The sequence below is a fragment of the Flavobacterium sp. SM2513 genome (genome assembly GCF_050908145.1).
Lineage (GTDB): Bacteria > Bacteroidota > Bacteroidia > Flavobacteriales > Flavobacteriaceae > Flavobacterium.
In genome coordinates, this window is record NZ_CP194228.1 from 2,283,088 (window position 1) to 2,309,438 (window position 26,351).

The following is a 26,351-nucleotide window of genomic DNA, read 5'->3' on the forward strand; positions in this document are numbered from 1 at the left end:
TTCATTCCAATTTTAGCTAAATATTGATAATTTATGGAAGAATTTGACTCAATAATAATTGGTTCTGGAGCAGGAGGTTTGGCAACAGCGCTTTGTCTTTCAAGAGCGGGACAAAAGGTTTTAGTGCTCGAACAGCATTCAGTTCCTGGGGGTTGGAGTCATAGTTTTACCTTAAACGGTCAGAGGTTTAGTCCTGGAGTACATTATATTGGACTGCTTGATGAAGGTCAATCTACAAGTGATTTGTATAAAGGACTTGGAGTGGCTAACGATATAGTTTTTTTTCGCATGAATAAAAAAGCATACGACCATTGTATAATTAATGGACAAAAATTTGACTTTCCAGCTGGAATCGAAAATCTCGAAAAAAATCTAATTCACTATTTTCCTACAGAAGAAAAGAATATAAAAGAATACCTGAATTTAGTGAAAAAAGTCAGCGAAGAACTGCAACTAATTCCGAAATTAAAAGGCTTCTGGCAAAATATAACGGTACCGTTCCGAACGAAACATTTTGGAAAATTCGCGCTTTTTAGTTTGAAAAGAGTGGTAAATTGGCACACAAAAAACGAGATGCTAAAAGCGGTTTTGAATGCACAATGTGGCGACCATGGATTGCCGCCAAGTCGAGCGAGTTTTCCGGTACATTGCTCAGTGATGAATCATTATTTTGAAGGTGGTTTTTATCCAATGGGCGGCGGTGCCGGGATTGTAAAAGCAATTACTTCTAAAATAAAAAATTATGGAGGAATTATTAAAACCCAACAAACCGTTACTAAAATAGTAGTTGAAAATAAAAAAGCTGTTGGAGTGGAATTGTCTTCTGGCGAAAGAATTTTAGCCAAGAATATCATTTCTAATGCCGATCCAACTACAACTTATCTCAAATTAATTGGTAAAGAAAATATAAGTAAAAAACTCAGCAAAAAATTAGAAACGACCAAATATTCCGTTACATCATTAATCTTATTTCTAACTTTGGACATGGATGTAACGAAGTATGGAATCGATTCTGGAAATATTTGGCATTTTAAAGACGAAAATATCGATGCTCATTTTGAAACTTTAATGAAAGCTGATATCACGCAAGGCGAAGAATTTCCTGCCTTTTTCATGAGTTGCACGACTTTAAAAGACCCGGTCAGTTTCAACGGTCGCTTTCATAATTTTGAAGTGGTAACCTATGTAGATTATGAAAGCTTCAACGAATTTGAGGGAACAAATTATCATTGTCCCAAATACGAGGTTTTTAAAAATAAAATCATTGAAAAATTCCTCAACAGTGTTGAAAAACTAATTCCAAATGCCCGTCAACATATAATTCAGGCAGAATTAGGAACGCCTAAGACAAATCAGTTCTATATTAATTCAACAAGGGGAAATGTCTACGGAACGGAAAAAACTTTGCGTCAAGTGGGGCCTTTTGCATTTAAAAATAAAACGGAAATCGAAAATTTATTTCTTTGTGGAGCAAGTACATTGTCGCATGGCGTTACAGGAGCCACATATTCAGGTTTAGCAACTGCTGCAAAAATTTTGAATTGCCATCCAGATGATTTGTTAATAGAAGATGGTACACAAAAGATTACTATTTTTGATGCGGAAGATGCTTCTACTTGGAGTGATTATATCTATAAAAAGAGAGAAGATAAGAAGCGTACTTTTAAGGAAGTTGACTAAGTTAATCAGGAATTTTTTAGCGATTGATAGGGAACATATTTTGATGGATTATAAAATTGGTAGATGAAAAATGTTTTAATAATTTATTTTACACAATCTGGACAACTTGGAAGAATTGCAAACAATATTGCAAAACCACTTTTGGCAGATTCAGATATTTCAGTTTCTTTTTTTAACATTCAAATGACAAAACCCTTTCCTTTTCCATGGAAATCGGAACAGTTTTTCGATGTTTTTCCTGAATCTTTTCTTCAAATTCCATCAGTAATTAAAGAGCCTTCAATAAATATTCTGAATCAAAAATACGATTTAGTTATTTTAGCTTATCAGGTTTGGTACCTTTCGCCGTCCATTCCTATAACGTCTTTTCTTAAAAGTAAATTTGCAAAACAATTGATTGAAAACACGCCAGTTATCACGGTTTCAGGGTCGAGAAATATGTGGATTATGGCTCAAGAAAAGGTCAAAATTTTAATAAAAAATGCTAATTCACAAATAGTCGGCAATATTGCATTGGTTGATCGGCACATAAATCACATTAGCGTAATTACGATTGTAAAATGGATGTTTACTGGAAAAAAAGAAAAGTATTTAGGTCTATTTCCTAAACCGGGAGTGTCTGAAAAAGACATTGTAGAATCGACAAAATTTGGTACAATAATTTTAAAATATTTAAAAGTAGATTCCTATATTGGTTTGCAAAAAGAGTTGGTAAACAATAACGCCATAGAAATCCGACCATTTTTAATTGAAATGGATAAAAAGGCGAATAAAATGTTTAAAATATGGGCTAATTTAATAATTAAAAAGACCAGTTCACGACCCATTTGGTTGAAAGGATTTTATATATATTTGTTTATAGCAATTTGGATAATAGCGCCAATAGTATTTATATTGCACCTGATTACATTTCCATTTAAATACGCGAAAATCAGGAAAGAAAAAGTGTATTATAAAGGAGTTTAAATATATTCCTACTTAACCTATGCCAGAAGTTTATATAACTAGATGTGAAAAATATTTGCCAAACGAGCCTGTTTCAAATGATGAAATGGAATCCTTTCTTGGGTTAATAAATGATTCAGTTTCTAAAGCACGCCGAATAATTCTCAGAAATAACAAAATCACTTCTCGTTATTATGCATTAGACAAGAATGGAAATCCAACACATTCGAATGCATTATTAACCAATAACGCCATTAAACAACTTTTTGACGAAAATTTCACTTCACAAGACGTAGAACTTCTTTCGTGTGGAACTTCAACACCAGATCATTTGTTGCCTTCGCATGCCGCAATGGTGCATGGTTTAATGAAAAATAAATCGGTAGAATTAAATTCTTCCTCAGGAGTTTGTAACGCCGGAATGAATGCGCTAAAATTTGGGTTCCTTTCTGTAAAATCTGGGAATACAAATAATGCGATTTGCACAGGTTCAGAAAGGGTTTCTAGTTGGATGCTTGCGGATAAATTTGAAAATGAAATTGAAAATCTTAAACGTTTAGAAGAGCAACCTATAATTGCTTTTAAGAAAGATTTTCTGCGTTGGATGCTGTCTGATGGAGCCGCCGCTTTTTTATTAGAAAATAAACCGAATGGAGAAAATCCACTTAAAATTGAGTGGATGGAAGCATTTTCGTATGCTTATGAACTTGAAGCGTGTATGTATGCTGGTGGAGATAAATTAGAAAATGGCGAAATTAAACCATGGAGTGATTATAAATCAAATGATTGGCTTGAAAAATCGGTTTTTTCAATAAAGCAAGATGTAAAAGTGCTCGATCAGTATATTCTTGTAAAAGGAGCTGAAAGTATGAAAGCAGCCATGGATAAGAATAAAATTAATGCAACAGATATAACCTATTTTCTTCCACACGTTTCTTCGCACTATTTTGTTGCGGGATTAAATAAAGAATTATTAGAAAGAGGTGTGGATATTCCGTTTGATCGATGGTTTATGAATCTCGATAAAGTAGGAAACGTAGGATCCGCGTCAATTTACTTAATGGTAGAAGAATTGAAAAACTCAAATAAATTAAAAAAAGGCGATACGATTATGTTATCTGTTCCAGAAAGTGGCAGATTTTCTTATTCTTATGCTTATTTAACGGTATGTTAATGGAAAATAAATTACCTATATTAGATAAATTTTTTGTTGGAAACCTAATTCCACAGAAATCTCCTTTTGTAATGGTTGATAAGTTACTAGCTTTTTCAGAAAATGAAGTAGTAGCGGGTGTGACTGTTTTAGAAGAAAATATATTTTGCGACTCAGGAATTTTTCAAGAATCAGGGTTAATTGAACATATGGCTCAGTCCGTAGCTTTATATACAGGTTATCAGTTTTATCTGAAAAATGAACCGGCACCAACAGGATATATTGGTTCAATTAAGTCAATTATAATCACAACTTTACCAAATTTAAATGATAAAGTAGAAACGAAAGTTACCGTACTTCATGAATTTATGGGCGTCACTTTGGTAGATATTGTTTCAAAAGTAAATGATGTAGAAATTGCCCGTGGACAAATGAAAACAGTTTTAGCTACTTAACTTATGCAGTTGTTCCAAAATATCGAAATTCAAAATTATTTGCCGCACAGAAAGCCTATGCTGATGGTGGATTGGATTTCAGAAATTAATAACGAAGCGGTCAAAACTGTTTTTGAAATTAAAAATGATAATATTTTTGTCGAAAATAATTTTTTTTCAGAAATAGGGCTTATTGAAAATGCTGCACAAACATGCTCCTCAATTGTCGGACAATCTTTTTTTTCTAAAGAACCAGATAACGAAATTGGTGATGTAAAAGTGATTGGTTTTATTAGCGGAATTAAGAAAGTAAAAGTAATAGCGTTGCCGGAAGTTGGACAATTAATTTACACAAATGCGGTCTTATCGTCCCGTTTTGATACAGATGAATATATTGTTTGTACAATGATTTGTAATACAATTTGTGATAAAGAAATAATTTTTGAAGCGGAAATAAATTTATTTATTCAAGAGAAAAAATAATGAAAAAAGAGGAAGTGCCGCAAGATAAAAGCAATCTTTCATCCATAAAGATGAAGGAACTTTGCTATGCGACAGACGAAAAAGGAAATTACACCACGGCATTAAGCAGTGGCTGGGAACCAAAAACAATTGCATTGGAAAATTCAATTCAAGATATTAATGAACGGATTCAAATTGCAAATCAAGAGGTAAAAAACGGAAAAGCAAGTCCAATTATCTATTTTATGGAATTAAATAAAATGGACTGGATGACACTTTCAGGCTATGTAAATATGTGGCAGTGGAGGGTCAAAAGACATGGGAAACCATCTGTATTCAAGGATTTGAGTACCAAAATTCTAGAAAAATATGCCGAGGCTTTTGAAATTTCGGTGGAAGAATTAAAAAAATTCAACGGTAATTAATGGAAACTAATTTTATTCATCATCAATCAGCACATTGCGAAAATGGTGTCGCTTCTAATCTATTGAAACACCACGGAATAAACATTAGTGAACCCATGGTTTTCGGAATCGGTTCTGGACTTTTCTTTTTCTATTTGCCAATTCTAAAAGTAAATCACGCTCCAGCAATTAGTTATCGACCTATGCCAGGCTCAATTTTTAATAAAGCCGCTAAGCGATTGGGAATTAAGGTTAAAAGAGTAAAGTTTTCTAATCCAGCTGCCGCTCAAAAAGCATTAGAGGATAATTTAAGTAAAAATATTCCTTCAGGACTGCAAGTAGGTGTTTATAACTTGACCTATTTTCCAGATGAATATCGTTTTCATTTTAATGCACACAATTTGGTCGTTTACGGAAAAAAAGAAGACACTTTTTTAATTAGTGATCCGGTCATGGAAAAAGTTACTACTTTAACCGAAAAAGAATTAGAAAAAGTACGCTTTGCAAAAGGGGCACTGGCTCCAAAAGGTCAATTATATTATCCAGTTGAAATTCCTACGAACATCGATTGGGAAAATGCGATTAAAAAAGGAATTAAAAATACGTGTAACGACATGTTAGCGCCTTTGCCAATTATTGGCGTTGCAGGAATGCGGTTTTTGTCCAGGAGTATCAGAAAATGGCCTGTAAAAAAGGGAGTTAAAGTAGCCAATCACTATTTGGCACAAATGGTTCGCATGCAGGAAGAAATAGGCACAGGTGGCGGTGGATTTCGATTTATATATGCGGCTTTTCTACAAGAAGCTGCCGTTATTTTGAAAAATGATAAATTAAGAGAACTTTCTATAGAAATGACGAAAATTGGTGATTTATGGCGTGATTTTGCTGTAAATGCTTCACGTGTTTACAAAAAAAGAAGCAATCAAACTGATGTTTACAATAGTCTAGCAGATGAATTATTAAAATTAGCCGAACTAGAGGAAACGTTTTTTAGAAAACTTAAAAAAGCAATCTAGTAACGATGAGTCAATCTGTAATCAAAGTTAACGCGCTTTATAAAAAGTACAAAGATGCCGATTTTTTTTCAGTAGACAACTTAAATTTGTCAATTGAAGAAAATGAAATTTTTGGACTCCTAGGTCCTAATGGTGCTGGAAAAACTACGTTAATTTCAGTGTTGTGTGGTTTGATTAAGCCTACTTCTGGAACGTTTACAATCAATGGATTGTCATACGATAAAAATGCTACTCTAATAAAAGAAATCATTGGAGTCGTTCCACAAGAATATGCCTTATATCCAACATTAACAGCCTGTGAAAATCTTAGATATTTTGGAAGTATGTATGGCTTAAAGGGAAAAGTATTGCATCGAAAAGTGGATGAAGCTTTGGAACATTTGGGACTTGTAAAGTTTGCAAATAAAAGAATTGAAACGTTCTCGGGCGGAATGAAACGTCGGGTGAATCTAATTGCAGGGATTTTGCACCAGCCAAAAATTTTATTTCTCGATGAACCCACTGTTGGTGTTGATGTGCAATCTAAAAATGTAATTATTGATTATTTAAAGGAGTTGAATGCGAACGGAACAACCATCATTTATACGTCGCACCATTTATCGGAAGCACAAGATTTTTGTACAAAAATAGCAATTATTGATCGAGGTCAGATTTATGCTGAAGGAACTCCAAAATCATTAATTGAAAATACACCAAATGCCCATAATTTAGAAGATGTTTTTATTTCATTAACAGGTAAAGAGCTTCGCGATGATGTATAAATTTTTCATGTCGGTTTACAAGGAAATGCTTTTGCTTAAAAGAGATTTCGGAGGACTTGTGATTTTGTTTGTGATGCCTTTAGTTCTTATCGTTACAATAACTTTAATTCAAGACACCACTTTTAAGTCGCTTTCAGAAAATAGAATTCCCATTCTTTTGGTAGATAATGATAAGGATTCGATTTCGAAAACAGTAATGTTGAATTTGCAAGAAAGCGGTTCATTTGAAGTTATATCAACAATTGATGGAATTAAAGCAACTGAAATTTCTGCTAAAGAAGCCGTTTTTCAAGGGAAATACCAGTTAGCGATAATTATTCCCGCAAAGTTAAGTGCTGATTTACAACTAAAAGTAAATCAAAATGTTGAAAAAATTGTAAGCAATTTTGGAATGAACGAAGCATCTGAAAATGCCAATACTACTAAAGAAATCGCTCCAAAAGAGGTTAGGTTGTATTTTGACCCAGCAACGCAAATCACTTTTAAGAACGCTGTAAAAAGTGCCATAGACAAGATGATTTCTCAAATTGAAACGAAATCTATTTATGCTGCATTTCAAGATCAGTTGGGAGAAGGTGATGAGACTCTTTTTGAACAAAAAAGTTTTATCACGTTCAAAGAAATTATTCCCCGGGTAAATGATAAAGAAATTCTCCCCAATTCAGTACAACACAACGTTCCAGCTTGGACATTGTTTGCAATATTTTTCATAATCGTGCCGCTTTCCATCAATATTGTAAAGGAAAAAGGGCAAGGCACACAAATTCGCTTAATTACGAATCCAGTTCCGTATTTTGTAATTATTGCCGGTAAAACCGCGACCTATTTGATTATATGCATGATTCAATTTTACCTTATGGTTGCTGTTGGCGTCTATCTTTTTCCTTATTTAGGACTTCCTATTTTAGAAGTTGAAGGAAAATTAGTATTGATGAGTATTGTTGCATTGTTCTCAGGATTAGCAGCTATCGGATTCGGAATATTATTAGGAACGGTTGCAAAAACACAAGAACAATCAGCACCATTTGGAGCAACTTCAGTCGTGTTATTAGCGGCAATTGGAGGCGTTTGGATTCCTGTTTTTGCAATGCCAAAAGTGATGCAGGTAATTTCGAATTTCTCTCCGATGAATTGGGGTTTAAATGCATTTTATACCGTGCTTTTACGTCACGGAAGCTTTCTTCAGTTACTTCCCGACATTATTTTATTACTTTTGTTTTTTGTATTAACAACATCCATCGCCATAATCTATGATAAAAAGAAAAGAGCAGTATAACGAAGTCGAAGAACTTACCGTAAGTAAAGAAATTCGCGTTCGTTTTAATGAAACTGACCCGTTGGGTATCGTTTGGCATGGCTATTACATCACTTATTTTGAAGACGGTCGTGAAGCTTTTGGGCGTGAACATGGTATTTCCTATTTGGACGTCCACAAGTATGGATTCACAACCCCAATTGTAAAATCAATTTGTGAACATAAATTATCATTGCGTTATGGAGATGTGGCTCGAATAGAAACCACCATCGTGAATTCGCCAGCGGCAAAAATGATTTTCAGATATAAAATTTACGATGTCAATAACGAAATTGCTTGTTCAGGTGAAACCGTTCAAGTATTTGTTGATGCAACTGGAACATTATCATTAAATTTCCCGCCATTTTTTGAAGAATGGCGAGAGAAAGTAGGTTTAAAATAATGACTAAAACTATCTATATTTCCGATACAAACTGCATCACGCCATTAGGTTTTGATACAGCTTCTAATTGGGAATCTTTACTAAAAGGAAATTCAGGCATCCAACTGCAAGAAAAAGTGGGAATGCTTGAGTCATTTTATGCGTCAATTATCGATTCAGAAAAATTAAATATCGCTTTTGGATTAATTTCAACGGAAACTCATTTCACTAAATTAGAAAAAATGTTGATTTTGGCACTAAAACCATTAATTGACAAACAAAAAATTACAGACAAAACCGCTTTTATTTTTTCAACAACAAAAGGAAATATTAGTCTTTTAGAACAAGAGAAAAAAGGAGTTGAGGCAGCTCATTTATCGAATCTTGCCAAAAAAATAAGTGATGTTTTTAAGTTTTCCACAACACCAATTGTAGTTTCTAATGCTTGTGTTTCTGGTGTTTTAGCAATTGCTGTTGCAAAAAGAATGATACAATCTGGGGTTTATGAAGACGCATTCGTAGTTGCAGGAGACGTGGTTTCAGAATTTGTTTTATCCGGATTTAATTCATTTCAGGCCATGAGTGCTTTGCCTTGTAAACCGTATGATAAAGACAGAAATGGCGTAACCTTAGGTGAGGCTGCTGCTGCAGTTTATATTTCATCAAATGAAAATAAACTAAAAAAGAACGATATAAAAATTATTGGTGACGGAGCTATTAACGACGCTAATCATATTTCTGGACCTTCGAGAACAGGTGATGGATTGTTTAAAAGTATAAAAAGTACCTTTAAAGAATCTGGATTAAATCCTGAAAAATTATCTTATATTTCAGCCCACGGAACGGCTACTTTTTATAACGACGAGATGGAAGCTGTGGCTTTTAATAGATTGGGATTACATAATGTACCAGTCAATAGTTTAAAAGGCTTTTACGGTCATACGTTAGGAGCTTCTGGATTATTGGAAACTGTGATTGCCATTGAAAGTGCGCGAGAAAATCAATTGTTAGATTCAAAAGGATTCACAGAAATTGGCGTAACACCAGCGATAGCAATTACAAAGGGAAATAGTCCATGTAAAATTAATTATTTTCTAAAAACAGCTTCTGGTTTTGGAGGTTGTAACACGGCGGTTTTATTTGAAAAAGTAAATTGATTTTGACTAAAAATAACTACATATCGCACTATTGTAAAATCGAAAATAATTCGATTCAAATCGATGGTGAAGTACAATTTGACACAGAAAAATCGTCTTTTGCTGAATTTTCGAAAATGGCTTACAAGAATTTTGAAATCGAGTATCCAAAATTTTTCAAAATGGATAATTTAAGTAAATTAGCTTTTCTTGCGGCAGAATTAATTCTAAATCAAACTCTTGATAAAGAAGTAGATAATGAAATCGCAGTGGTTTTTGCCAACAAATCGTCTAGTTTAGATACCGATGTAAAACACCAAGCTTCAATTACAGATAAAGAAGCGTATTTCCCAAGTCCTTCAGTATTTGTTTATACATTGCCAAATATTTGCATTGGAGAAATAAGCATAAAGCATAAATTGCAATCTGAAAATGCATTTTTTGTTTTTGAAGATTTTAATGCACATTTTATGAGCAATTATGCTAATGTTCTTTTAGAAACCAATAAAGCCGAAAAAGTACTTTGCGGTTGGGTAGAATATTACAATGAAAATTTCAAAGCTTTTGTTTATCTCGTAGAAAAACAGGGCAAAATAATACATAACGAACAAACAATTAATCAATTATACAAGTAATCATGGAAGCATTAAAACAGGAATTAAAAGCAAAAATCATTGAAGTTTTAAACCTTGAAGACATTACGGTTGAAGATATCAATGATGACGATACCCTTTTTGGTGATGGATTAGGACTCGATTCTATTGATGCTTTAGAGTTGATTGTCCTTATGGATAAAGAATATGGAATAAAATTGACGGATCCTAAGAAAGGAAAATCGATTTTCGTTTCTATCGAAACAATGGCTAATTTTATATCGGCAAACAGAACAAAATAATTTATGAATCAACGAGTTGCCATTACCGGTATGGGAATGATTTCTTCGATTGGAAACACAGTCGAAGAAAATTTTAATGCGTTAATAAACGGTAAGTCGGGGATTTCTTTTATTGAAAACTTTGACACCATTCACAAGAATGTAATTAAAGTGGGAGAAATTAAACTAACAAACCATGAATTGTCGCATCAACTTGGTCTTGAAATAGATAATGATTTTTGCAGAACAGCTTTGTTAGGAACTATTGCTGCAAAACAAGCCGTTAAAAATGCTGGAATCGAAAATATAAATGACTGTCGGTCAGGATTAATTTCGTCAACAAGCGTTGGTGGCATGGACATGAGTGAAAAATATTATTATCAATATTTTGAAAACGATGTCAATAGAAAATACATAACGGGTCACGATGCAGGAGATTCAACCCATAAAATTGCCATAGAATTAGGTTTAAAAGGATTTGTTTCTACAGTTAGTACGGCTTGTTCTTCTGCTGCAAATGCAATAATGTTAGGTGCTAGAATGATTCAATCAGGACAATTAGACCGCGTTATCGTCGGAGGAACAGACGGTTTGGCTAAATTTACCATCAACGGATTTAAAACGTTGATGATTTTATCCGATGTTGATAATCAGCCTTTTGATAATAACAGAAAAGGTTTAAATTTAGGTGAAGCTGCCGCTTTTTTAGTTCTAGAATCGGAGGAAATTGTTGCAAAAGAAAACAAAAAAGTTTTGGCTTATGTTGCGGGATTCGGAAATGCGAATGATGCTTTTCACCAAACTGCCTCTTCAGAAAATGGGGAAGGAGCGTTTTTAGCGATGCAAAAAGCATTAAAATCCGCTAATTTAGCACCCTCAGCTATTGATTATATAAATGCACACGGAACGGCAACGCCAAATAATGACTTGTCCGAAGGTCGTGCAATTTTACGAATTTTTGAAGAAAACCTACCTGATTTTAGTTCCACAAAAGCATTTACGGGACATACTTTAGCCGCTGCTGCTGCAATTGAAGCAGTTTACAGTATTTTGGCTTTAGAACATAATGTGGTTTTTCCAAATCTTAATTTTGAAACACCAATGGAGGAATTTGATTTAATTCCGGAAACTACTTTAAAGAAAAAACCGATTCATAATGTACTTTCCAATTCATTTGGATTTGGAGGAAATTGTTCAACTGTTATATTTTCAAAAAGCAAATGAAAACGTGTTATATCAATGGAGTAAGTTGTATTTCGAATCAAAATACTTTTGAAACCGATTTTTTATCCGATGTGGTAATCAACGAAAATGAAAATGTTTTGTTTGCTAACCAACCTTTCTATAAAGAATTTATTTCCCCAGTTGCCATTCGTCGAATGGCAAAAGGTGTTAAAATGGGCATTGCAGCTTCAACAAAAGCATTGAAAGAAGCGAATGTTACAATGCCAGATGCGATAATTACGGGAACAGGAATGGGTTGTGTCGAAGATTCCGAGAAATTCCTGAAAGCAATTATTGATAATAATGAAGAATTTCTAACACCCACATCTTTTATTCAATCTACACATAATACTGTCGGTGGACAAATAGCTTTAGGATTGCAATGTAAAGCGTATAATTTCACGTATGTAAATGGTGCTGTTTCCTTTGAAACGGCTTTGTTGGATGCAAAAATGCAAATTGAAAACGACGAAGCAAAGTCCATTTTAATTGGCGGCATTGATGAAACTGGAGCACACACACTTGAATTGTATAAACTCATAAACTTAATTAAAAAAGAGAACGACAAGCCTTACTCGGTTTTAAGTTCAACTTCTAAAGGTGTTGTTTTTAGCGAAGGTGCTAGTTTTTTTGTGTTAGAAAATGAAAAAAAGGAAAGTAGTTATGCTTCTGTTCAGGCCGTTTCAATGATAAATATATTGGAAGCTGATGAAGTTGAAACCTTTATTCAGTCTTTTTTACAAGCCCAAAATTTAAAAATAGCAGATATTGATGCCATAATTTTAGGAAACAATGGCGATGTCGAATTTGATGATTATTATAATTTTTCCAACACTATTTTTAAAGAAATTCCACAAGTTTATTACAAGCATTTAAGTGGCGAATACAATACCGCATCTGCATTTGGTTTTTGGGTGGCATCCAATATTATAAAATTACAAGAAATACCAGAAATAGTTAGTAAGAATAATCAATTTAAAGGAAATTATAAAACTGTTTTGATGTATAATCAATACCGTGGAAAAGACCACAGTTTAATTGTGTTGAAGCAATGTTAAAACACAAAAACATCACCGCATTTTGTATTTCCGTATTTTTTGTATTAGTTGTTTTATATTTTTATTTTGAAGTAAAATGGTGGTTCATTTTATTGCCTATTTTACTCTGGTTGATAGTAACAGTTTGGGGTTCTTCAGAAATCAGATTGGGTTATTTTACAAAAACATATTGCAATAATCCGAATGAAAAACAACGAAAAATTGGACTTTCCTTTGATGATGGACCACATCCGATAACCGAAAAAGTTTTGGATGTACTTCAAAAAAATAATGTTAAAGCTACTTTTTTTTGCATCGGTAGTCAAATAGAAAAACACCCCGATATCTTTAAAAGAATTCTTACCGAAGGTCACATTGTAGGCAATCACAGTTATTCGCATTCGAATTATTTTGGAATTTTTTCAACTAAAAAAGTAAAGGAAGAAATTGACCATACTAACACCATTATACTGCAGCTTTCCGGTAAGAAAGCACTGTTTTTCAGACCTCCATTTGGAGTAACGAATCCTAGAATTGCTAAAGCGATTGAGCAAACCAAACATTTTGCAATAGGTTGGAATATTCGGTCACTTGATACTGTTATTAAAGAGGAATCTAAAATTATTAAACGCGTGAAAAGTAAAGTCGCTCTTGGCGGAATTATTTTGCTACACGACACTTCTTTAAAGACGGTAACTGTTTTGGAACAGATATTGCTATTCTTGAAATCCGAAAACTATACAATCGTTCCAATTGATAAATTGTTGAATTTACAGGCTTATGAAAATTAAAGTTATTTTGTTGTTGTTCTTTATATCAAACTTAAGCATTTTTGCGCAAGAGCAAAAAATGAGTAGTTCAGAAATTACTATTTTTAAAGGTATTCTAGAAAAGGAATCCAAAAATATAAAATCATTAAAAACTGATTTTATTCAATATAAACATTTAGATTTTCTATCGAAGGACATTGAAACTTCTGGCAAAATGTATTTCAAACAGCCTAATTTATTAAATTGGCAGTATACGAATCCCTATCAATACAGTATTATTTTTAAAAACAATAAGGTTTTTATTAACGACCAAGGAAATAAAAGTACGATAGATGCCAAAAGTAAAATGTTTGAAAAAATCAACAAATTAATAGTTGGTAGCGTTAGTGGAAATATGTTTGACGAAAAGGAATTTACAATTGCTTATTACAAAAATAAGAGCGTTTACATCGTAAAATTGACTCCAAAAACAACAGCTATTAAAAAATACATCAATCAGATAGATTTGCAGTTCCCGATTTATGAAACTACAGTTTCAGAAGTTAAACTTATTGAGCCTTCTGGTGATTTTACACGGATTCTATTCAAAAACAAACAAGTTAATGCAAAAATAGATGATTCGATTTTTACAAATTAGTTTACTATCTCTTTTTGTGATTTCGTGTAAATCGTATCACATTGAAAATGCAGTTCGTGAAGAACTTACAATTAAGGAATATAAAAACCTTTATTTTTCAAACCCAAAAACAGATTATATTTATAAGGCCACGATTGAAATTTATGGAAATCAATTGAGTGGTCTTTTTATAGCAAAAAGGCTGAATAACACTTCACATCGTGTTGTTTTTACAACTGATTTTGGAAATACATTATTGGATTTTGAATTGTCTGAAAATGACTTCAAAATTAATTATATTCAAGAGGATTTAAATAGAAAAATTATTGTCAACACTTTGCGGGATGATTTTCGATTACTCTTGAAAGTTAATAATCCTGTACAAGAAATTTTTGAAAATGATGAAAGTATTATTTACAAATCTGCCGATAAAAAACGGTTCAATTATTTTTATGTAAATAAATCGGATAAACAACTGACCAAGATTGTCTCAGCATCTAAAGCTAAGGAAAAAATAATAATAGGTTTTGAAGCAAAAAAAGTTATTTTTGCCGAAAATATTTCTATACAACACAAGAATATTAAACTTAAAATCATATTAAATCAAATCAGTAATTGACTATGAAAAAATTAATTGTTCTAGCATTTTTATGCTTTTTTGGTGTGACTAAAACTACTGCGCAAGTATCCTTTAAGCCGGGGATAAAAGCAGGTGCAAATTTCGCACGATTTACTCAAACGGATAATCCAAACGAACGATTTTACACTAAAACAGATTTCTATGTAGGACTGTTTGGTGCTTTAAAATTATCAAAAGTCTATACCATGCAACCTGAAATTTTGTACACAAGACAAGGTTCTGGTGTTGAATATATTGATTTTAATAATGTGAAACATGATAATAAGATTAATCTTTCCTATTTGTCATTTGCAATTGCAAATAAATTTACTTTCGATAAATTCAACATCCACGTTGGACCTACATTTGATATTAGAATAAATGATAATGATAAAAAGTTAGGTGAATTTAATGAGGACTTTGATTATTATGATTACGATTATGAAAATGATATCGATTTGGCTTTCTTTATTGGGGCAGGTTATAGTTTTACCAATAACTTTGAAGTTGAAGCTAGAGTAAAAAAAGGAATTGTTCCTGTAAACGGCGATTGGGATGCAGAAAATTTAGTTTTTCAAGTAGGTCTTGCTTATAAATTTGGAACTAAATAAACTATGAAAAGTATTTTCATTATTACAACTTTAATGTTGTCGGTTTTTTCAAGTGTGGAAGCTCAGGTAACCATTAAACCAGGTGTTAAGGCAGGTTTGAATCTCACAAGATTTACAAATACCGAATCAGATTTTAGACCTGATTTTTATGTAGGAGGATTAGTTGAAATCAAATTTAAGAAGTTCTATACCCTTCAACCAGAATTGCTTTACAGCAGACAAGGTGCAACGATAACTTACCTTGATAATTTTGGAACTAATCCTAAAACTTTTGAAAAAGATTTTAATGTCGATTATTTATCATTAGGAGTTATTAATAAATTCACATTTGGACAAGGATTTCAAGTCGCTGTTGGACCAAGTTTGGATTTTCTAATAGCCGATAATTTTGACTCTTTTCAGGAGGAAAAACTTATTGGATTTGATTTAGGATTGAATTTAGGAGTAGGATATTCACTACCAAATGGATTAACATTTGAAGCTCGAATCAAACAAGGCTTACTGGATATATTTGGTACAAATTATGACGAATACAATGACGAAAATGGGAATGGAAATTATGATGAAGTAATTTTAAACCAACTTTTTCAATTGGGTGTATCGTACACTTTTGGCAGTAAATAATTTAAAACAGATAATCATGTTATTAAAGGACTTTTATACAGTTGAAAAATTAGAAAATATTTCGGAAGGGAAATACAGTGCAGTGGTGAGATTAAACAATCAGCACGATATATTTAAAGGACATTTTCCGGGAAATCCTGTTACGCCAGGAGTCTGTATGATGCAAATTATCAAAGAACTTACACAAGAAATTGTAGGAAGTACCTTGGTTATGGTAAGTGCCTCTAATGTGAAATTTATGGCTCTTATTAATCCAGATATAAATCCAGTTTTAAATCTGGAATTGGAAATTTCTGGAGATTTAGCATCAGAACTAAAAGTAAAAAACACTACATTTTTTGATGAAATAGTAGCTTTAAAACTTACCAATACTTACAAAAAATCATAATTTTGAAAACTTTGTTTTCCCTTTTAGTTACATTCATATTTTTAACAACCCAAGAATTGCTGGATGTTAGAAAACTTTACTATAATGCATCAAAAACAAAGGAAAGCGCTGAACAGTTTTATGATTTACTTTCAAAATATTCCAAAAACAATAATGTGATTCTAGCTTACAAAGGAGCTTCAATTACATTGAAATCTAAATTTGCGTCTGGTTTAAAAGTAAAAAAACAACTTTTCATTGAAGGAGTAACAATGCTTGAAAATGCAGTCAACAATGCTCCTGAGAATACTGAAATAAGATTGATTCGATTGAGTATTCAAGAAAATACCCCAAAACTCTTAAAATATAAAGAAAATATTGAAGAGGACAAAAAAATGATTCTTGATTCTTATGACAAAGTTCCGCAAGATGTTAAAGAATATATCCGAGCGTACGTGAAGCAGTCTAAAGTTTTTAGTGAAAAAGAAAAGCAGTTTCTTCTTAAATAACACATCATGAATCCAAATCAATCCTTCAGTGAGCGAATTGAAAATTTACAACTTTGTGTTATCATTCCTACCTATAATAACCATAAAACCTTAAGTCGCGTCATTGATGGTGTTTTACAATATACTAAAAATATTATCGTAGTAAATGATGGTTCGACTGACACTACTGATGAAATTTTAGAATCGTATCATCAGATTGAGGTGATTAAAATTGGTAAAAATAAAGGAAAAGGAAATGCGTTACGACAGGGTTTTAATAAAGCAAAACATTTAAATTATCAATATGCCTTAACTATTGACTCCGATGGACAACATTACCCAACTGACATCCCTGTTTTTTTGGATAATTTAGAAAGTTCAGAAATGGAGGTATTACTGATTGGGAACCGGAACATGAATCAACACGGTATACCGAAGAAAAGTAGTTTTGGAAATAAATTTTCTAATTTTTGGTTTTGGTTTGAAACAGGAATTTCGTTAGAAGACACGCAATCGGGATTTAGATTGTATCCCCTGAAATCAATTCCAAAACGTTTCTATACCAATAAATTTGAATTTGAAATAGAAGTGATTGTTCGAAGTGCTTGGAATGGAGTGGAAGTCAAGAACATTCCTATCAATATTTTATATGACCCTCAGGAACGAGTAACTCATTTTCGTCCATTCAAGGATTTCACGAGAATCAGTATATTGAATACCATTTTGGTGTTCATCGCACTTTTACACATCAAACCAAGAAATTTTATAAGGAGTTTTAAGAAAAAAAGTTTCAAGGATTTTATTCGCGAAGACATTTTAAGTAGTACCGATTCCACATTAAAAACGGCTTCATCAATTGCCTTGGGTGTTTTTATTGGAATAGCTCCATTTTGGGGTTTTCAAACCCTAATTGTTTTAGCGTTAGCAGCTTATTTCCGTTTGAATAAAATATTAGCATTTACTTTTTCAAACATTAGTATTCCACCACTAATCCCTTTTGTAATATGGGGTTCACTTGAAACAGGCAGTTTTTTTGTGTCGAATCCTGTAAAATTCAATTTAGAAACCCTTGTAAATTTTCAAGAACTTCAAAAACACATTGTTCAATATCTCATCGGAAGTCTAGTTTTTGCAACTGTTATGGGATTTCTTTTTGGAGTTGGAAGTTATTTATTACTTTCGCTGTGGAAAAAAACTAGAAAGTAAATGCACCATTTTTTTATTAAAATTCATCATTTTGTTCAGCGAAATAAATTTCTGTCTGCCGGAATTGTATTTTTATTTCTACTAATTTTTGGTTTTTTCGCTTCAAAAATTAAATTTGAAGAAGATATAACACGAATTATACCTAAAAATAATCAAACGAACCTTACCGCAAAAGTGCTGCAGCAACTCAATTTTTCAGATAAAATCACTGTCATAATTGAGAAAGATAAAAACGGAACCATTGATGATTTAACCGAAACGGCAACTGTTTTCTTAGACAGTATCGAATCTGGTAAAGAGTACATAAAAAATATTCAAGGAAAAATTGAAGATGAAAATATTCAAGAAACGTTCGATTTTGTTTATAATAATCTACCTATTTTTCTGGACGATGCTGATTATTTGACGATTGATACAAAACTAAGCAAAGACAGTATTGCATTTCAAGTTGAAAAAAATTACCGCACATTAATTTCGCCTACGGGAATTGTTGCAAAAGATTTTATAGTAAACGACCCTTTAGGAATTTCTTTTATTGGCTTAAAAAAACTGCAACAATTAAGTATTGGCGACGAATTTCAACTTAAAGATGGTTTTTTAGTCACGAAAGATGGGTCGACTTTATTATTATTTATCAATACAAAATTGAGTGGTACCGAAACAGAAAAAAACACACTTTTTGTTGAAAAGTTGAACTTTATTAAAGACGATTTAAATGCTCAGTTTAAGGGAAAAACCAATGTTGATTATTTTGGTGCTTCCTTAATTGCAGTTGCAAATGCCAAGCAAATCAAGCATGATATTCTAACTACCATTATAATATCTCTCGGATTGTTAATGCTGATTTTGATTCTTTTTTATAGAAAAATATTTGTACCTATTATTATTTTTATTCCTACCATTTTTGGTGTTGCAGTAGCAATTGCATGTTTGTATTTTATAAAAACGACCATTTCTGCCATTTCTCTGAGTGTTGGTGCAGTTCTTCTTGGCGTCACAATCGATTATTCGTTGCATATATTAACACATTACAAGAATAGCAACGACTTGAATTCTTTGTATAAAGACATTACAAAACCTTTGATAATGAGTAGTTCGACTACTGCTTTGGCTTTTTTGTGTTTGTTATTTGTCAATTCAGAAGCGTTGAAAGATTTGGGAATTTTCGCAGCAATTACGGTCGTAGTTTCTGCCTTGTTTTCATTGCTTATTATTCCTCATTTATACAGTCCTAAAGTCGACGATGAAAGAAAAACGATTTTAGATAAAATAGCAGGATTTTCTTTTGAACGGAATAAATTTCTGATTATTTCTAGTATTCTCCTCATTATCATTAGCTTTTTCACTTTTGGAAAAGTGAAATTCAACAATAATATTTCGGAATTAAATTTCATTCCATTGGAAATTAAAATTGCAGAAGCCAAGCTCGAAAACACTACTAATTTAACTTCAAAATCGATTTATTTAGCTTCTTACGGAAATTCAATGGAAGAGGCTTTGCAGCAAAACCAAAACTTGTTTGCAAATCTGTCAGCAAAGAAAAAAAATGACGAAATATTGAATTTCAGCTCTCTTGGAGGAATTGTTTTGACTAGAGAATTACAGCAAACTAAAATTGACAAGTGGAATTCATTTTGGACAACCGAAAAGAAATTAAATTTACAAAACAATTTAATTTCAAGCGGAAATGCAATTGGATTTAAACCGCAAACGCATCAGCAGTTTTATCATTTATTGCAAACTAAAATTACGCCAATTTCATTTGAAGAGTATGCGAAAGTAAAAGCATTTTTCCTAGAGGAATTTGTTGCCGAAAAAGACGATTTTTTCACCATTTCATCTATTGTGAAAGTTTCAAATGAACAACGGGACCAATTTGTAAAGGCCATAAATTCGGAAGAAAAAGTGGTTTCAATTGACCGTCAACAAATGAATGAAACCTTTCTCGGAAAACTTCAAGATGATTTTAATGACTTAATAAATTACTCCTTATTAGCCGTAATTCTCGTTTTATTCGTGTTCTTTAAGCGAATAGAATTAGTTGCTATAAGCATAATTCCAATTATTATAACAGGACTTGTTACCGCAGGAATTATGGGAATTTTTGATATTCAATTGAATATTTTTAGCACGATTGTTTGTACATTGATTTTTGGACATGGCGTAGATTTTAGTATTTTTATGACAAGTGCTTTGCAAAAACAATATACTACCGGAAAAGATGAAATGCCAACGTATAGAGCTTCTATTATTTTAGCAGCTTTAACTACGGTTTTGGCGATTGGTGCCTTAATTTTTGCGGAACATCCTGCTTTAAAATCAATTTCTGCAATTTCATTAATCGGTGTTTTTGCAGCACTTCTAATTACCTTTATTTTTTATCCAATTATTTTTAAAATTTGTATTTTCAATAGAGTAGAAAAAGGTAAATCTCCAATAACCATTCGTTTATTAATCCATTCAACTCTTTCGTTTATCTATTACGGTCTTGGTGGGTTTTTACTTTCAATAGTTGGAGAATTGGTAATGAAAATTGTTCCTCTTAAAAAGGATGTAAAAATAAATTGGTTCAGGCGTTTAATGTCAAAATTCATGAAATCGGTCTTGTATTCGAATCCGTTTTTAAGTAAAAAAGTGATTAATAAATATGGTGAAACATTTGAAAAACCTGCTGTAATTATTGCCAATCACACCTCATTTTTAGATATTCTGGCAGTTGGAATGTTGAGCCCAAAAGTAGTTTTCTTGGTGAACGATTGGGTGTATAATTCGCCATTTTTTGGAAGAGGAGTCAAGCTAGCTGGATTTTATCCTGTTTCGCAAGGTGTTGATGGTAGTGTCGAACATTTGAAAGAAAAAGTAGAGCAAGGTTTTTCTTTGATTGTTTTTCCCGAAGGTTCACGCTCTGAAGATTGTACAATTCAACGCTTTCACAAAGGTGCTTTTTATTTGGCGGAACATTTTAATTTGGATATTTTGCCTATTTTTATTCATGGAAATACGGAAACACTTCCCAAAGGTGACCATATTATTTATGATGAAAATTTAACTGTTGTAATTGAAAAAAGAATTGCAATAGAGGATTTTTCTTTTGGAGTAAATTATTCAGAACGGACAAAAAAAGTAAATCAATATTTCCGAGAGAATTTCAGTGCATTACGAAAAGAATTGGAAGATGAAAATTATTTTAAAAGTAAACTTTTCCTCAGTTTTCTATATAAAGAACCGGAAGTTGTTAGAGAATTAAAAGCTGATTTCAATAAGCGAAAATCAATTTATTTCAGACTCAATAATTTAATAAAGGACGATGCTAAAATCATGCATATTGCAAATGATTTAGGGCAAATAGACATTTTATTGGCTTTGCAACAACCCAAGCGTAAAATCTCTACTTTTATACAAAATGAAGAAAAAAGAAACATCGCTTCGACAAATTATATTTTAAAAAAGCGTAAAATTAGCTATTTAGAATTTGTTGATTTCAATGATTGCAACACGCTTTTAATTTCTGATGTAAGAGTTGATTTCGTTGAGAATTTAGTATTATCGGATAGCATTGTTCATATTGTATTGCTGAATAATTTTGAGTTAGAAAAACATTTTATGAATCTTGGTTTTACGGTAAATGTGGAGGAGAAAGACGTATTGGTTTTTAATAAATAACAAGTGAAAAGAATTTACGACATAGTAATTATTGGTAGCGGTTTAGGCGGTTTGGTGTCGGCAATTCTTCTTGCAAAAGAAGGAAAAAGCGTTTGTGTTTTGGAAAAAAACAATCAGTATGGTGGAAACATGCAGACATTTGTGCGTGATAAAACTATTTTTGATACTGGAATCCACTACATCGGCGGTTTGGCAGAAGGACAGAACCTTTATAAATACTTTACATATCTTGGTATTATGGACCGTCTTAAATTGAAAAAGATGGACGAAGATGCATTTGATCTTATTACATTTGACGATGATAAGACGGAATACCCACATGCTCAAGGATATGAAAATTTTATTCAGCAGTTAACAAAATATTTTCCAGAAGAAGAAGAAATAATTCGTGCGTATTGTAATAAATTAATTAGCACTTGCGAGTCATTTCCCTTGTACAACTTACGGAATGATGCTAACTATAAAAGTGAAATTTTATCAATAAATGCAAAGGATTATTTGGATGAATTGACTGCAAACGAGAAGCTGAAAGCTGTTTTAGCAGGTTCTAATTTTTTATATGCAGGAATTGCTGATAAATCGCCTTTTTATGTTCATGCTTTATCTGTAAACTCTTATATACAAAGCTCTTGGCGTTGTATCAATGGCGGGAGCCAAATTACAAAGTTGTTAATTAAAGAGCTTAGAAAATATGGAGGAGAAGTATATAAACATAGGGAAGTGGTGAGTTTCGGATTTGAAGAAGATAAACTTGTTTCTGCAGTAACAAAGAATGGGGAAACTTATTTCGGATTGCAATTCATTTCAAATATTGAACCCAAAACAACGTTAAAAATGATAGGAGAGGACAAGTTTCGAAAATCATATTTTAGTAGGATTCAGGGTTTAGAAGTTTTACCTTCAGCGTTTAGCCTTTACTTGGTTTTTAAACCAAAAATGTTTAAATATCTGAATCACAATTATTACCATTTCAGAGATAGTACCCGTGTTTGGAAGGCAAATGAATATACACAAAATTCCTGGCCGGAAGCCTATATGGTTTCCATGAATATTTCTGAAGAAAATCAGATTTGGGCAGAAAGTTTGACGGCAATTACTTATTTGAAGTTTGAAGAATTCGAAAAATGGAAGACAACCCATAATACTGTTTCTGATAAAGGAGAACGAGGAGAATTGTATGAATTTTATAAAGCAGAAAGAGCAGAAACATTCTTAAAGGAAATAGAAAAAAAATTTCCAAATATTCGGGACTGCATTCAGTCGGTACATTCTTCCACGCCATTATCTTATCGAGACTACATAGGAGGTCATGGTGGTAATTTATATGGGTATGTAAAAGATTCCAACAATCCGATGCGGACATTTATCTCGCCAAAAACAAAGGTAGAAAATCTCTTTCTGACGGGGCAAAGTATTAACATGCATGGTGTTTTAGGTGTGACAATTGGGGCTGTAGTAACTTGTTCTGAGATTTTAGGAAAAGATTATCTCATTGATAAAATAAACCGTAATTTGACAGAGTAAACATGAATAGCAATCTCAAAATAGTAATTTTTTCCGGATTTATGTTTTTGATGTTGTCTTGCGGAACTTCCAAGTCTATCCACAATCGTCCAGAAATCAAAAGCTATAATCAGGAAGTACCTGTTGTTGTTAACCATGCTGATACGCTTTTTACATCTGGAACAAATTATCTTGTAAAAAACAATCAGCAACTTTGGGAACTTTATGTTTCGGGTGACCCTTTGCAAATAGGACTGTTAACAGGAAGTCTTTCCGAGCATTTGGTAAAAAAACAAGAACGCGTTTTTTTTACCAAAGTGGAAGATATGGTGCCATCAAAGTTTAAACAAAAATTATTGAGGCAATTTTTGAAATGGTACAACCGAAAAATGTATCTACATGTACCTGAAGAATATAAAACCGAAATATATGGCGTGTCGAGATACGTTTCAGACGATTATAATAATTTAGCCCCAAAGTATTTACGAACGTTGTACCTTCACAGTGCACATGATATCGGACATGCATTGCAAGATTTGGCATTGGTAGGTTGTTCTTCTGTTGCAGTTTGGGGAGATAAATCCGAGGATGGTGAATTGTTAATCGGTAGAAATTTTGATTTTTATGCAGGAGATGAATTTGCTGAAGATAAAATAGTTGCATTTATAACTCCTGATAACGGAATTCCATTTATGACGGTAACTTGGGGCGGAATGATTGGTGCTGTTTCAGGAATGAACAGGGATGGATTAACAGTTACTATAAATGCTGGAAAATCAAAAATTCCTTTAATCGCAAAAACGCCTATTTCTATTGTTGCAAGAGAAATTTTACAATATGCTTCTACAATTGATGAAGCTATTATAATTGCAAAAAAACGTCAAGTCTTTGTTTCAGAATCTATTATGGTTGGAAGTGCCAAGGATAAAAAAGCAGTTCTAATTGAAGTTTCTCCTGAAAAATTTGGGGTTTATGAAGTTGAAAATAGCAACCAATTAATTTGCACCAATCATTTTCAAAGTAAAGTGTATCAGTCAGACGAGCGAAATTTAAATCAAATAGAAGAGAGTCATTCCATGTATCGCTTTGAACGTATGACCGAGTTAGTAGCGCAAAATAATAAACTGACTCCTTTAAAAATTGCAGCAATACTTCGAAACAAAGAAGGGGTAAACGATAAAGAAATTGGTTATGGAAATGAGAAGGCACTGAATCAATTATTGGCACACCACGGGGTTATTTTTAAACCAGAAAGCAGAATGGTGTGGGTTTCATCCAACCCCTATCAAATTGGGGAATTTGTAGCTTACGATTTGAATTTAATTTTCAATAAGAAAGAACAAAAGTTTAAAAGTCAGGGTATAAATTCAATGCACATTCCTAGAGATATATTTTTAGATTCCGAAGCTTTTAAAGCGTATCAAAAGTACCGGATTAATGATAAAATCATCGATACAGCTATTTCTACAAGGACTGATTTACCAGTAGATTTTATAAATGAGTATCAAAATCAAAATCCAAATCATTGGATTGTTTATTTTAAAGCAGGACAATATTATTACAATAAAGGATGGTATAAAGCATCTGAACTAGCATTTAAAATTGCACTACAGAAAGAGGTTACAACCATTAAAGATAAAATTCAAATAGAGAATTATCTAAAAAAAATAAATCGAAAACGAAAATGATACCAGCGATAGAAAAAGCGTCCGTAGAGGAAATCAAACAATTTCAAGAAGAAAAGTTGAGGGAAACGCTGGCATATTTATCGGAATATTCTCCCTATTACAAAGCTTTGTTTGTAAAAGAAAAAATAGATATAAATACAATTCGAACTTTAGAGGATTTAGTTCAAATTCCAGTTACTACTAAAACTAACCTTCAATTGAACAACGATGATTTCTTTTGTGTTCCGATGCATAAAATCATAGATTACGCTACAACTTCTGGAACATTGGGAAGTCCCGTCACATTTGGTTTAACTGATAAAGATTTGGACCGCTTGGCTTATAACGAAGCAATTTCATTTGCCTGTTCAGGCGTTAAAGAAGGAGATGTTGTGCAGTTGATGACCACAATGGATAGGAGGTTTATGGCTGGATTGGCCTATTTTCTGGGTCTTAGAAAATTGGGTGTTGGGGTGATTCGAGTTGGTGCAGGAATTCCGGAATTACAGTGGGATTCTATTTTAAAATACAAGCCAAAATACTTAATTGGCGTTCCGTCGTTTTTATTAAAAATGATAGAGTATGCGGAGAATAATAAAATCGATTTCAATGCCTCGAGCGTTAAAAGCATTATATGTATTGGTGAAACCTTACGAAATCAGGATTTTTCACCTTCTATTTTGGCAAAGAGGATTACGAATAAATGGAATGTCCAATTATTTTCAACGTATGCTTCTACTGAAATGAGCACTGCTTTTAATGAGTGTGAACATTTTAAGGGAGGACACCAGCACCCAGAATTAATTATTACGGAAGTTTTAGATAATGAAAACCAACCTGTCAAAGACGGTGAAAGTGGAGAATTAACCATAACTACGCTGGGTGTTGAAGCACTACCTCTACTTCGTTTCAAAACGGGAGATATTGTTCAACTGCATGCTGAATCTTGTCTTTGTGGCAGAAATACCAGTCGCTTAGGTCCAGTAGTTGGACGAAAACAACACATGATAAAATACAAGGGCACCACATTGTATCCTCCAGCGATGCATGATTTGTTACGCTTTTTTGAAGATGTACAAAGTCATTTAATTGAGGTTTCAACAAATGACTTAGGTACAGATGAAATTCTAATAAAAATTGCCTCTGACAATGCTTCAGAGGAGTTGATGAAAGATATCAAAAATCATTTTAGAGCAAAGCTGAGGGTAACCCCAAAAGTGGAATTTATAAGCCAAGAGTTATTAAATAAAATTGCTTTTCCTGCCATGAGCCGCAAACCCATTACGTTTATCGATAATAGAGACCTGTCAATTTAGAAAATTACATTAAAATCTGAATGCACTTATTTTAAATTCTAAAAAACGGCATTTTAAATTTATAAGATTGTTTTGTAATTCTGTAAATTCTTTTTACTG

Annotated in this window: 27 protein-coding genes; all 27 read left to right on the forward strand. The window is 32.6% G+C overall.

Features of this window, described 5'->3' with window-relative positions; genetic code table 11:
• Nucleotides 1-33: 33 nt before the first annotated feature.
• A complete protein-coding gene (locus ACQ5J2_RS09575; protein ID WP_432670184.1) occupies nt 34-1,680 on the forward strand; it encodes a phytoene desaturase family protein in 1,647 nt (548 codons plus the stop codon).
• Nucleotides 1,681-1,743: 63 nt separating this feature from the next.
• Nucleotides 1,744-2,646: a dialkylrecorsinol condensing enzyme DarA gene (locus ACQ5J2_RS09580; protein WP_432670185.1), complete on the forward strand. Its 903-nt coding sequence runs from the start codon at nt 1,744-1,746 to the stop codon at nt 2,644-2,646.
• Nucleotides 2,647-2,665: 19 nt separating this feature from the next.
• Complete coding sequence (locus ACQ5J2_RS09585; protein WP_432670186.1) at nt 2,666-3,799, forward strand: beta-ketoacyl-ACP synthase III; 1,134 nt, start codon at nt 2,666-2,668, stop codon at nt 3,797-3,799.
• On the forward strand, nt 3,799-4,233 hold the full coding sequence (locus tag ACQ5J2_RS09590) for a hypothetical protein (RefSeq protein WP_432670187.1): 435 nt from the start codon (nt 3,799-3,801) through the stop codon (nt 4,231-4,233). Before ACQ5J2_RS09585 ends, ACQ5J2_RS09590 begins: the two co-directional genes overlap by 1 nt.
• Nucleotides 4,234-4,296: 63 nt before the next feature.
• Nucleotides 4,297-4,695 (forward strand): ABC transporter permease, encoded by a 399-nt coding sequence (locus tag ACQ5J2_RS09595; protein ID WP_432670188.1) that lies wholly within the window; start codon nt 4,297-4,299, stop codon nt 4,693-4,695.
• Nucleotides 4,695-5,099 carry a hypothetical protein gene (locus tag ACQ5J2_RS09600; protein WP_432670189.1) on the forward strand — a complete coding sequence of 135 codons (405 nt, stop codon included), beginning with the start codon at nt 4,695-4,697 and terminating at the stop codon, nt 5,097-5,099. Before ACQ5J2_RS09595 ends, ACQ5J2_RS09600 begins: the two co-directional genes overlap by 1 nt.
• Complete coding sequence (locus ACQ5J2_RS09605; RefSeq protein ID WP_432670190.1) at nt 5,099-6,094, forward strand: BtrH N-terminal domain-containing protein; 996 nt, start codon at nt 5,099-5,101, stop codon at nt 6,092-6,094. Before ACQ5J2_RS09600 ends, ACQ5J2_RS09605 begins: the two co-directional genes overlap by 1 nt.
• Before the next feature lie 5 nt (nt 6,095-6,099).
• Nucleotides 6,100-6,855, forward strand: a complete 756-nt coding sequence (locus tag ACQ5J2_RS09610; protein ID WP_432670191.1) for an ABC transporter ATP-binding protein — start codon at nt 6,100-6,102, stop codon at nt 6,853-6,855.
• Entirely contained in the window at nt 6,845-8,131 is a 1,287-nt protein-coding gene (locus ACQ5J2_RS09615) for an ABC transporter permease (protein WP_432670192.1), read from the forward strand. The genes ACQ5J2_RS09610 and ACQ5J2_RS09615 overlap by 11 nt, the downstream gene beginning before the upstream one ends.
• Entirely contained in the window at nt 8,106-8,552 is a 447-nt protein-coding gene (locus tag ACQ5J2_RS09620; RefSeq protein ID WP_432670193.1) for an acyl-CoA thioesterase, read from the forward strand. Before ACQ5J2_RS09615 ends, ACQ5J2_RS09620 begins: the two co-directional genes overlap by 26 nt.
• The gene (locus ACQ5J2_RS09625) at nt 8,552-9,688 is read left to right on the forward strand and encodes a beta-ketoacyl-[acyl-carrier-protein] synthase family protein (RefSeq protein ID WP_432670194.1); all 1,137 of its coding nucleotides are present in this window, start codon (nt 8,552-8,554) and stop codon (nt 9,686-9,688) included. Before ACQ5J2_RS09620 ends, ACQ5J2_RS09625 begins: the two co-directional genes overlap by 1 nt.
• A 2-nt stretch (nt 9,689-9,690) precedes the next feature.
• Complete coding sequence (locus ACQ5J2_RS09630) at nt 9,691-10,302, forward strand: 3-oxoacyl-ACP synthase (RefSeq protein ID WP_432670195.1); 612 nt, start codon at nt 9,691-9,693, stop codon at nt 10,300-10,302.
• Nucleotides 10,303-10,304: 2 nt separating this feature from the next.
• The gene (locus ACQ5J2_RS09635; RefSeq protein WP_432670196.1) at nt 10,305-10,562 is read left to right on the forward strand and encodes a phosphopantetheine-binding protein; all 258 of its coding nucleotides are present in this window, start codon (nt 10,305-10,307) and stop codon (nt 10,560-10,562) included.
• A gap of 3 nt (nt 10,563-10,565) precedes the next feature.
• Nucleotides 10,566-11,765, forward strand: a complete 1,200-nt coding sequence (locus ACQ5J2_RS09640; protein ID WP_432670197.1) for a beta-ketoacyl-[acyl-carrier-protein] synthase family protein — start codon at nt 10,566-10,568, stop codon at nt 11,763-11,765.
• Nucleotides 11,762-12,823, forward strand: a complete 1,062-nt coding sequence (locus ACQ5J2_RS09645) for a beta-ketoacyl synthase N-terminal-like domain-containing protein (RefSeq protein WP_432670198.1) — start codon at nt 11,762-11,764, stop codon at nt 12,821-12,823. The genes ACQ5J2_RS09640 and ACQ5J2_RS09645 overlap by 4 nt, the downstream gene beginning before the upstream one ends.
• Nucleotides 12,817-13,593: a polysaccharide deacetylase family protein gene (locus ACQ5J2_RS09650; RefSeq protein WP_432670199.1), complete on the forward strand. Its 777-nt coding sequence runs from the start codon at nt 12,817-12,819 to the stop codon at nt 13,591-13,593. The genes ACQ5J2_RS09645 and ACQ5J2_RS09650 overlap by 7 nt, the downstream gene beginning before the upstream one ends.
• Nucleotides 13,583-14,209, forward strand: a complete 627-nt coding sequence (locus ACQ5J2_RS09655; protein WP_432670200.1) for a LolA family protein — start codon at nt 13,583-13,585, stop codon at nt 14,207-14,209. Before ACQ5J2_RS09650 ends, ACQ5J2_RS09655 begins: the two co-directional genes overlap by 11 nt.
• Nucleotides 14,187-14,807, forward strand: a complete 621-nt coding sequence (locus ACQ5J2_RS09660) for a hypothetical protein (RefSeq protein ID WP_432670201.1) — start codon at nt 14,187-14,189, stop codon at nt 14,805-14,807. Before ACQ5J2_RS09655 ends, ACQ5J2_RS09660 begins: the two co-directional genes overlap by 23 nt.
• A gap of 2 nt (nt 14,808-14,809) precedes the next feature.
• The gene (locus ACQ5J2_RS09665) at nt 14,810-15,418 is read left to right on the forward strand and encodes an outer membrane beta-barrel protein (RefSeq protein WP_432670202.1); all 609 of its coding nucleotides are present in this window, start codon (nt 14,810-14,812) and stop codon (nt 15,416-15,418) included.
• Nucleotides 15,419-15,421: 3 nt separating this feature from the next.
• Nucleotides 15,422-16,042: a porin family protein gene (locus tag ACQ5J2_RS09670; RefSeq protein ID WP_432670203.1), complete on the forward strand. Its 621-nt coding sequence runs from the start codon at nt 15,422-15,424 to the stop codon at nt 16,040-16,042.
• 16 nt (nt 16,043-16,058) lie between these two features.
• Nucleotides 16,059-16,430: a 3-hydroxyacyl-ACP dehydratase gene (locus ACQ5J2_RS09675; protein WP_432670204.1), complete on the forward strand. Its 372-nt coding sequence runs from the start codon at nt 16,059-16,061 to the stop codon at nt 16,428-16,430.
• Between the two features lie 2 nt (nt 16,431-16,432).
• Nucleotides 16,433-16,918: a hypothetical protein gene (locus tag ACQ5J2_RS09680; protein WP_432670205.1), complete on the forward strand. Its 486-nt coding sequence runs from the start codon at nt 16,433-16,435 to the stop codon at nt 16,916-16,918.
• A gap of 6 nt (nt 16,919-16,924) precedes the next feature.
• Nucleotides 16,925-18,103: a DUF2062 domain-containing protein gene (locus tag ACQ5J2_RS09685; RefSeq protein WP_432670206.1), complete on the forward strand. Its 1,179-nt coding sequence runs from the start codon at nt 16,925-16,927 to the stop codon at nt 18,101-18,103.
• Complete coding sequence (locus ACQ5J2_RS09690; RefSeq protein ID WP_432670207.1) at nt 18,104-21,766, forward strand: MMPL family transporter; 3,663 nt, start codon at nt 18,104-18,106, stop codon at nt 21,764-21,766.
• A 3-nt stretch (nt 21,767-21,769) separates the two neighbouring features.
• Entirely contained in the window at nt 21,770-23,290 is a 1,521-nt protein-coding gene (locus ACQ5J2_RS09695) for a phytoene desaturase family protein (protein WP_432670208.1), read from the forward strand.
• Between the two features lie 2 nt (nt 23,291-23,292).
• Complete coding sequence (locus ACQ5J2_RS09700) at nt 23,293-24,957, forward strand: C45 family autoproteolytic acyltransferase/hydolase (RefSeq protein ID WP_432670209.1); 1,665 nt, start codon at nt 23,293-23,295, stop codon at nt 24,955-24,957.
• On the forward strand, nt 24,954-26,252 hold the full coding sequence (locus ACQ5J2_RS09705; protein ID WP_432670210.1) for a phenylacetate--CoA ligase family protein: 1,299 nt from the start codon (nt 24,954-24,956) through the stop codon (nt 26,250-26,252). Before ACQ5J2_RS09700 ends, ACQ5J2_RS09705 begins: the two co-directional genes overlap by 4 nt.
• The last annotated feature ends 99 nt before the right edge of the window (nt 26,253-26,351 follow it).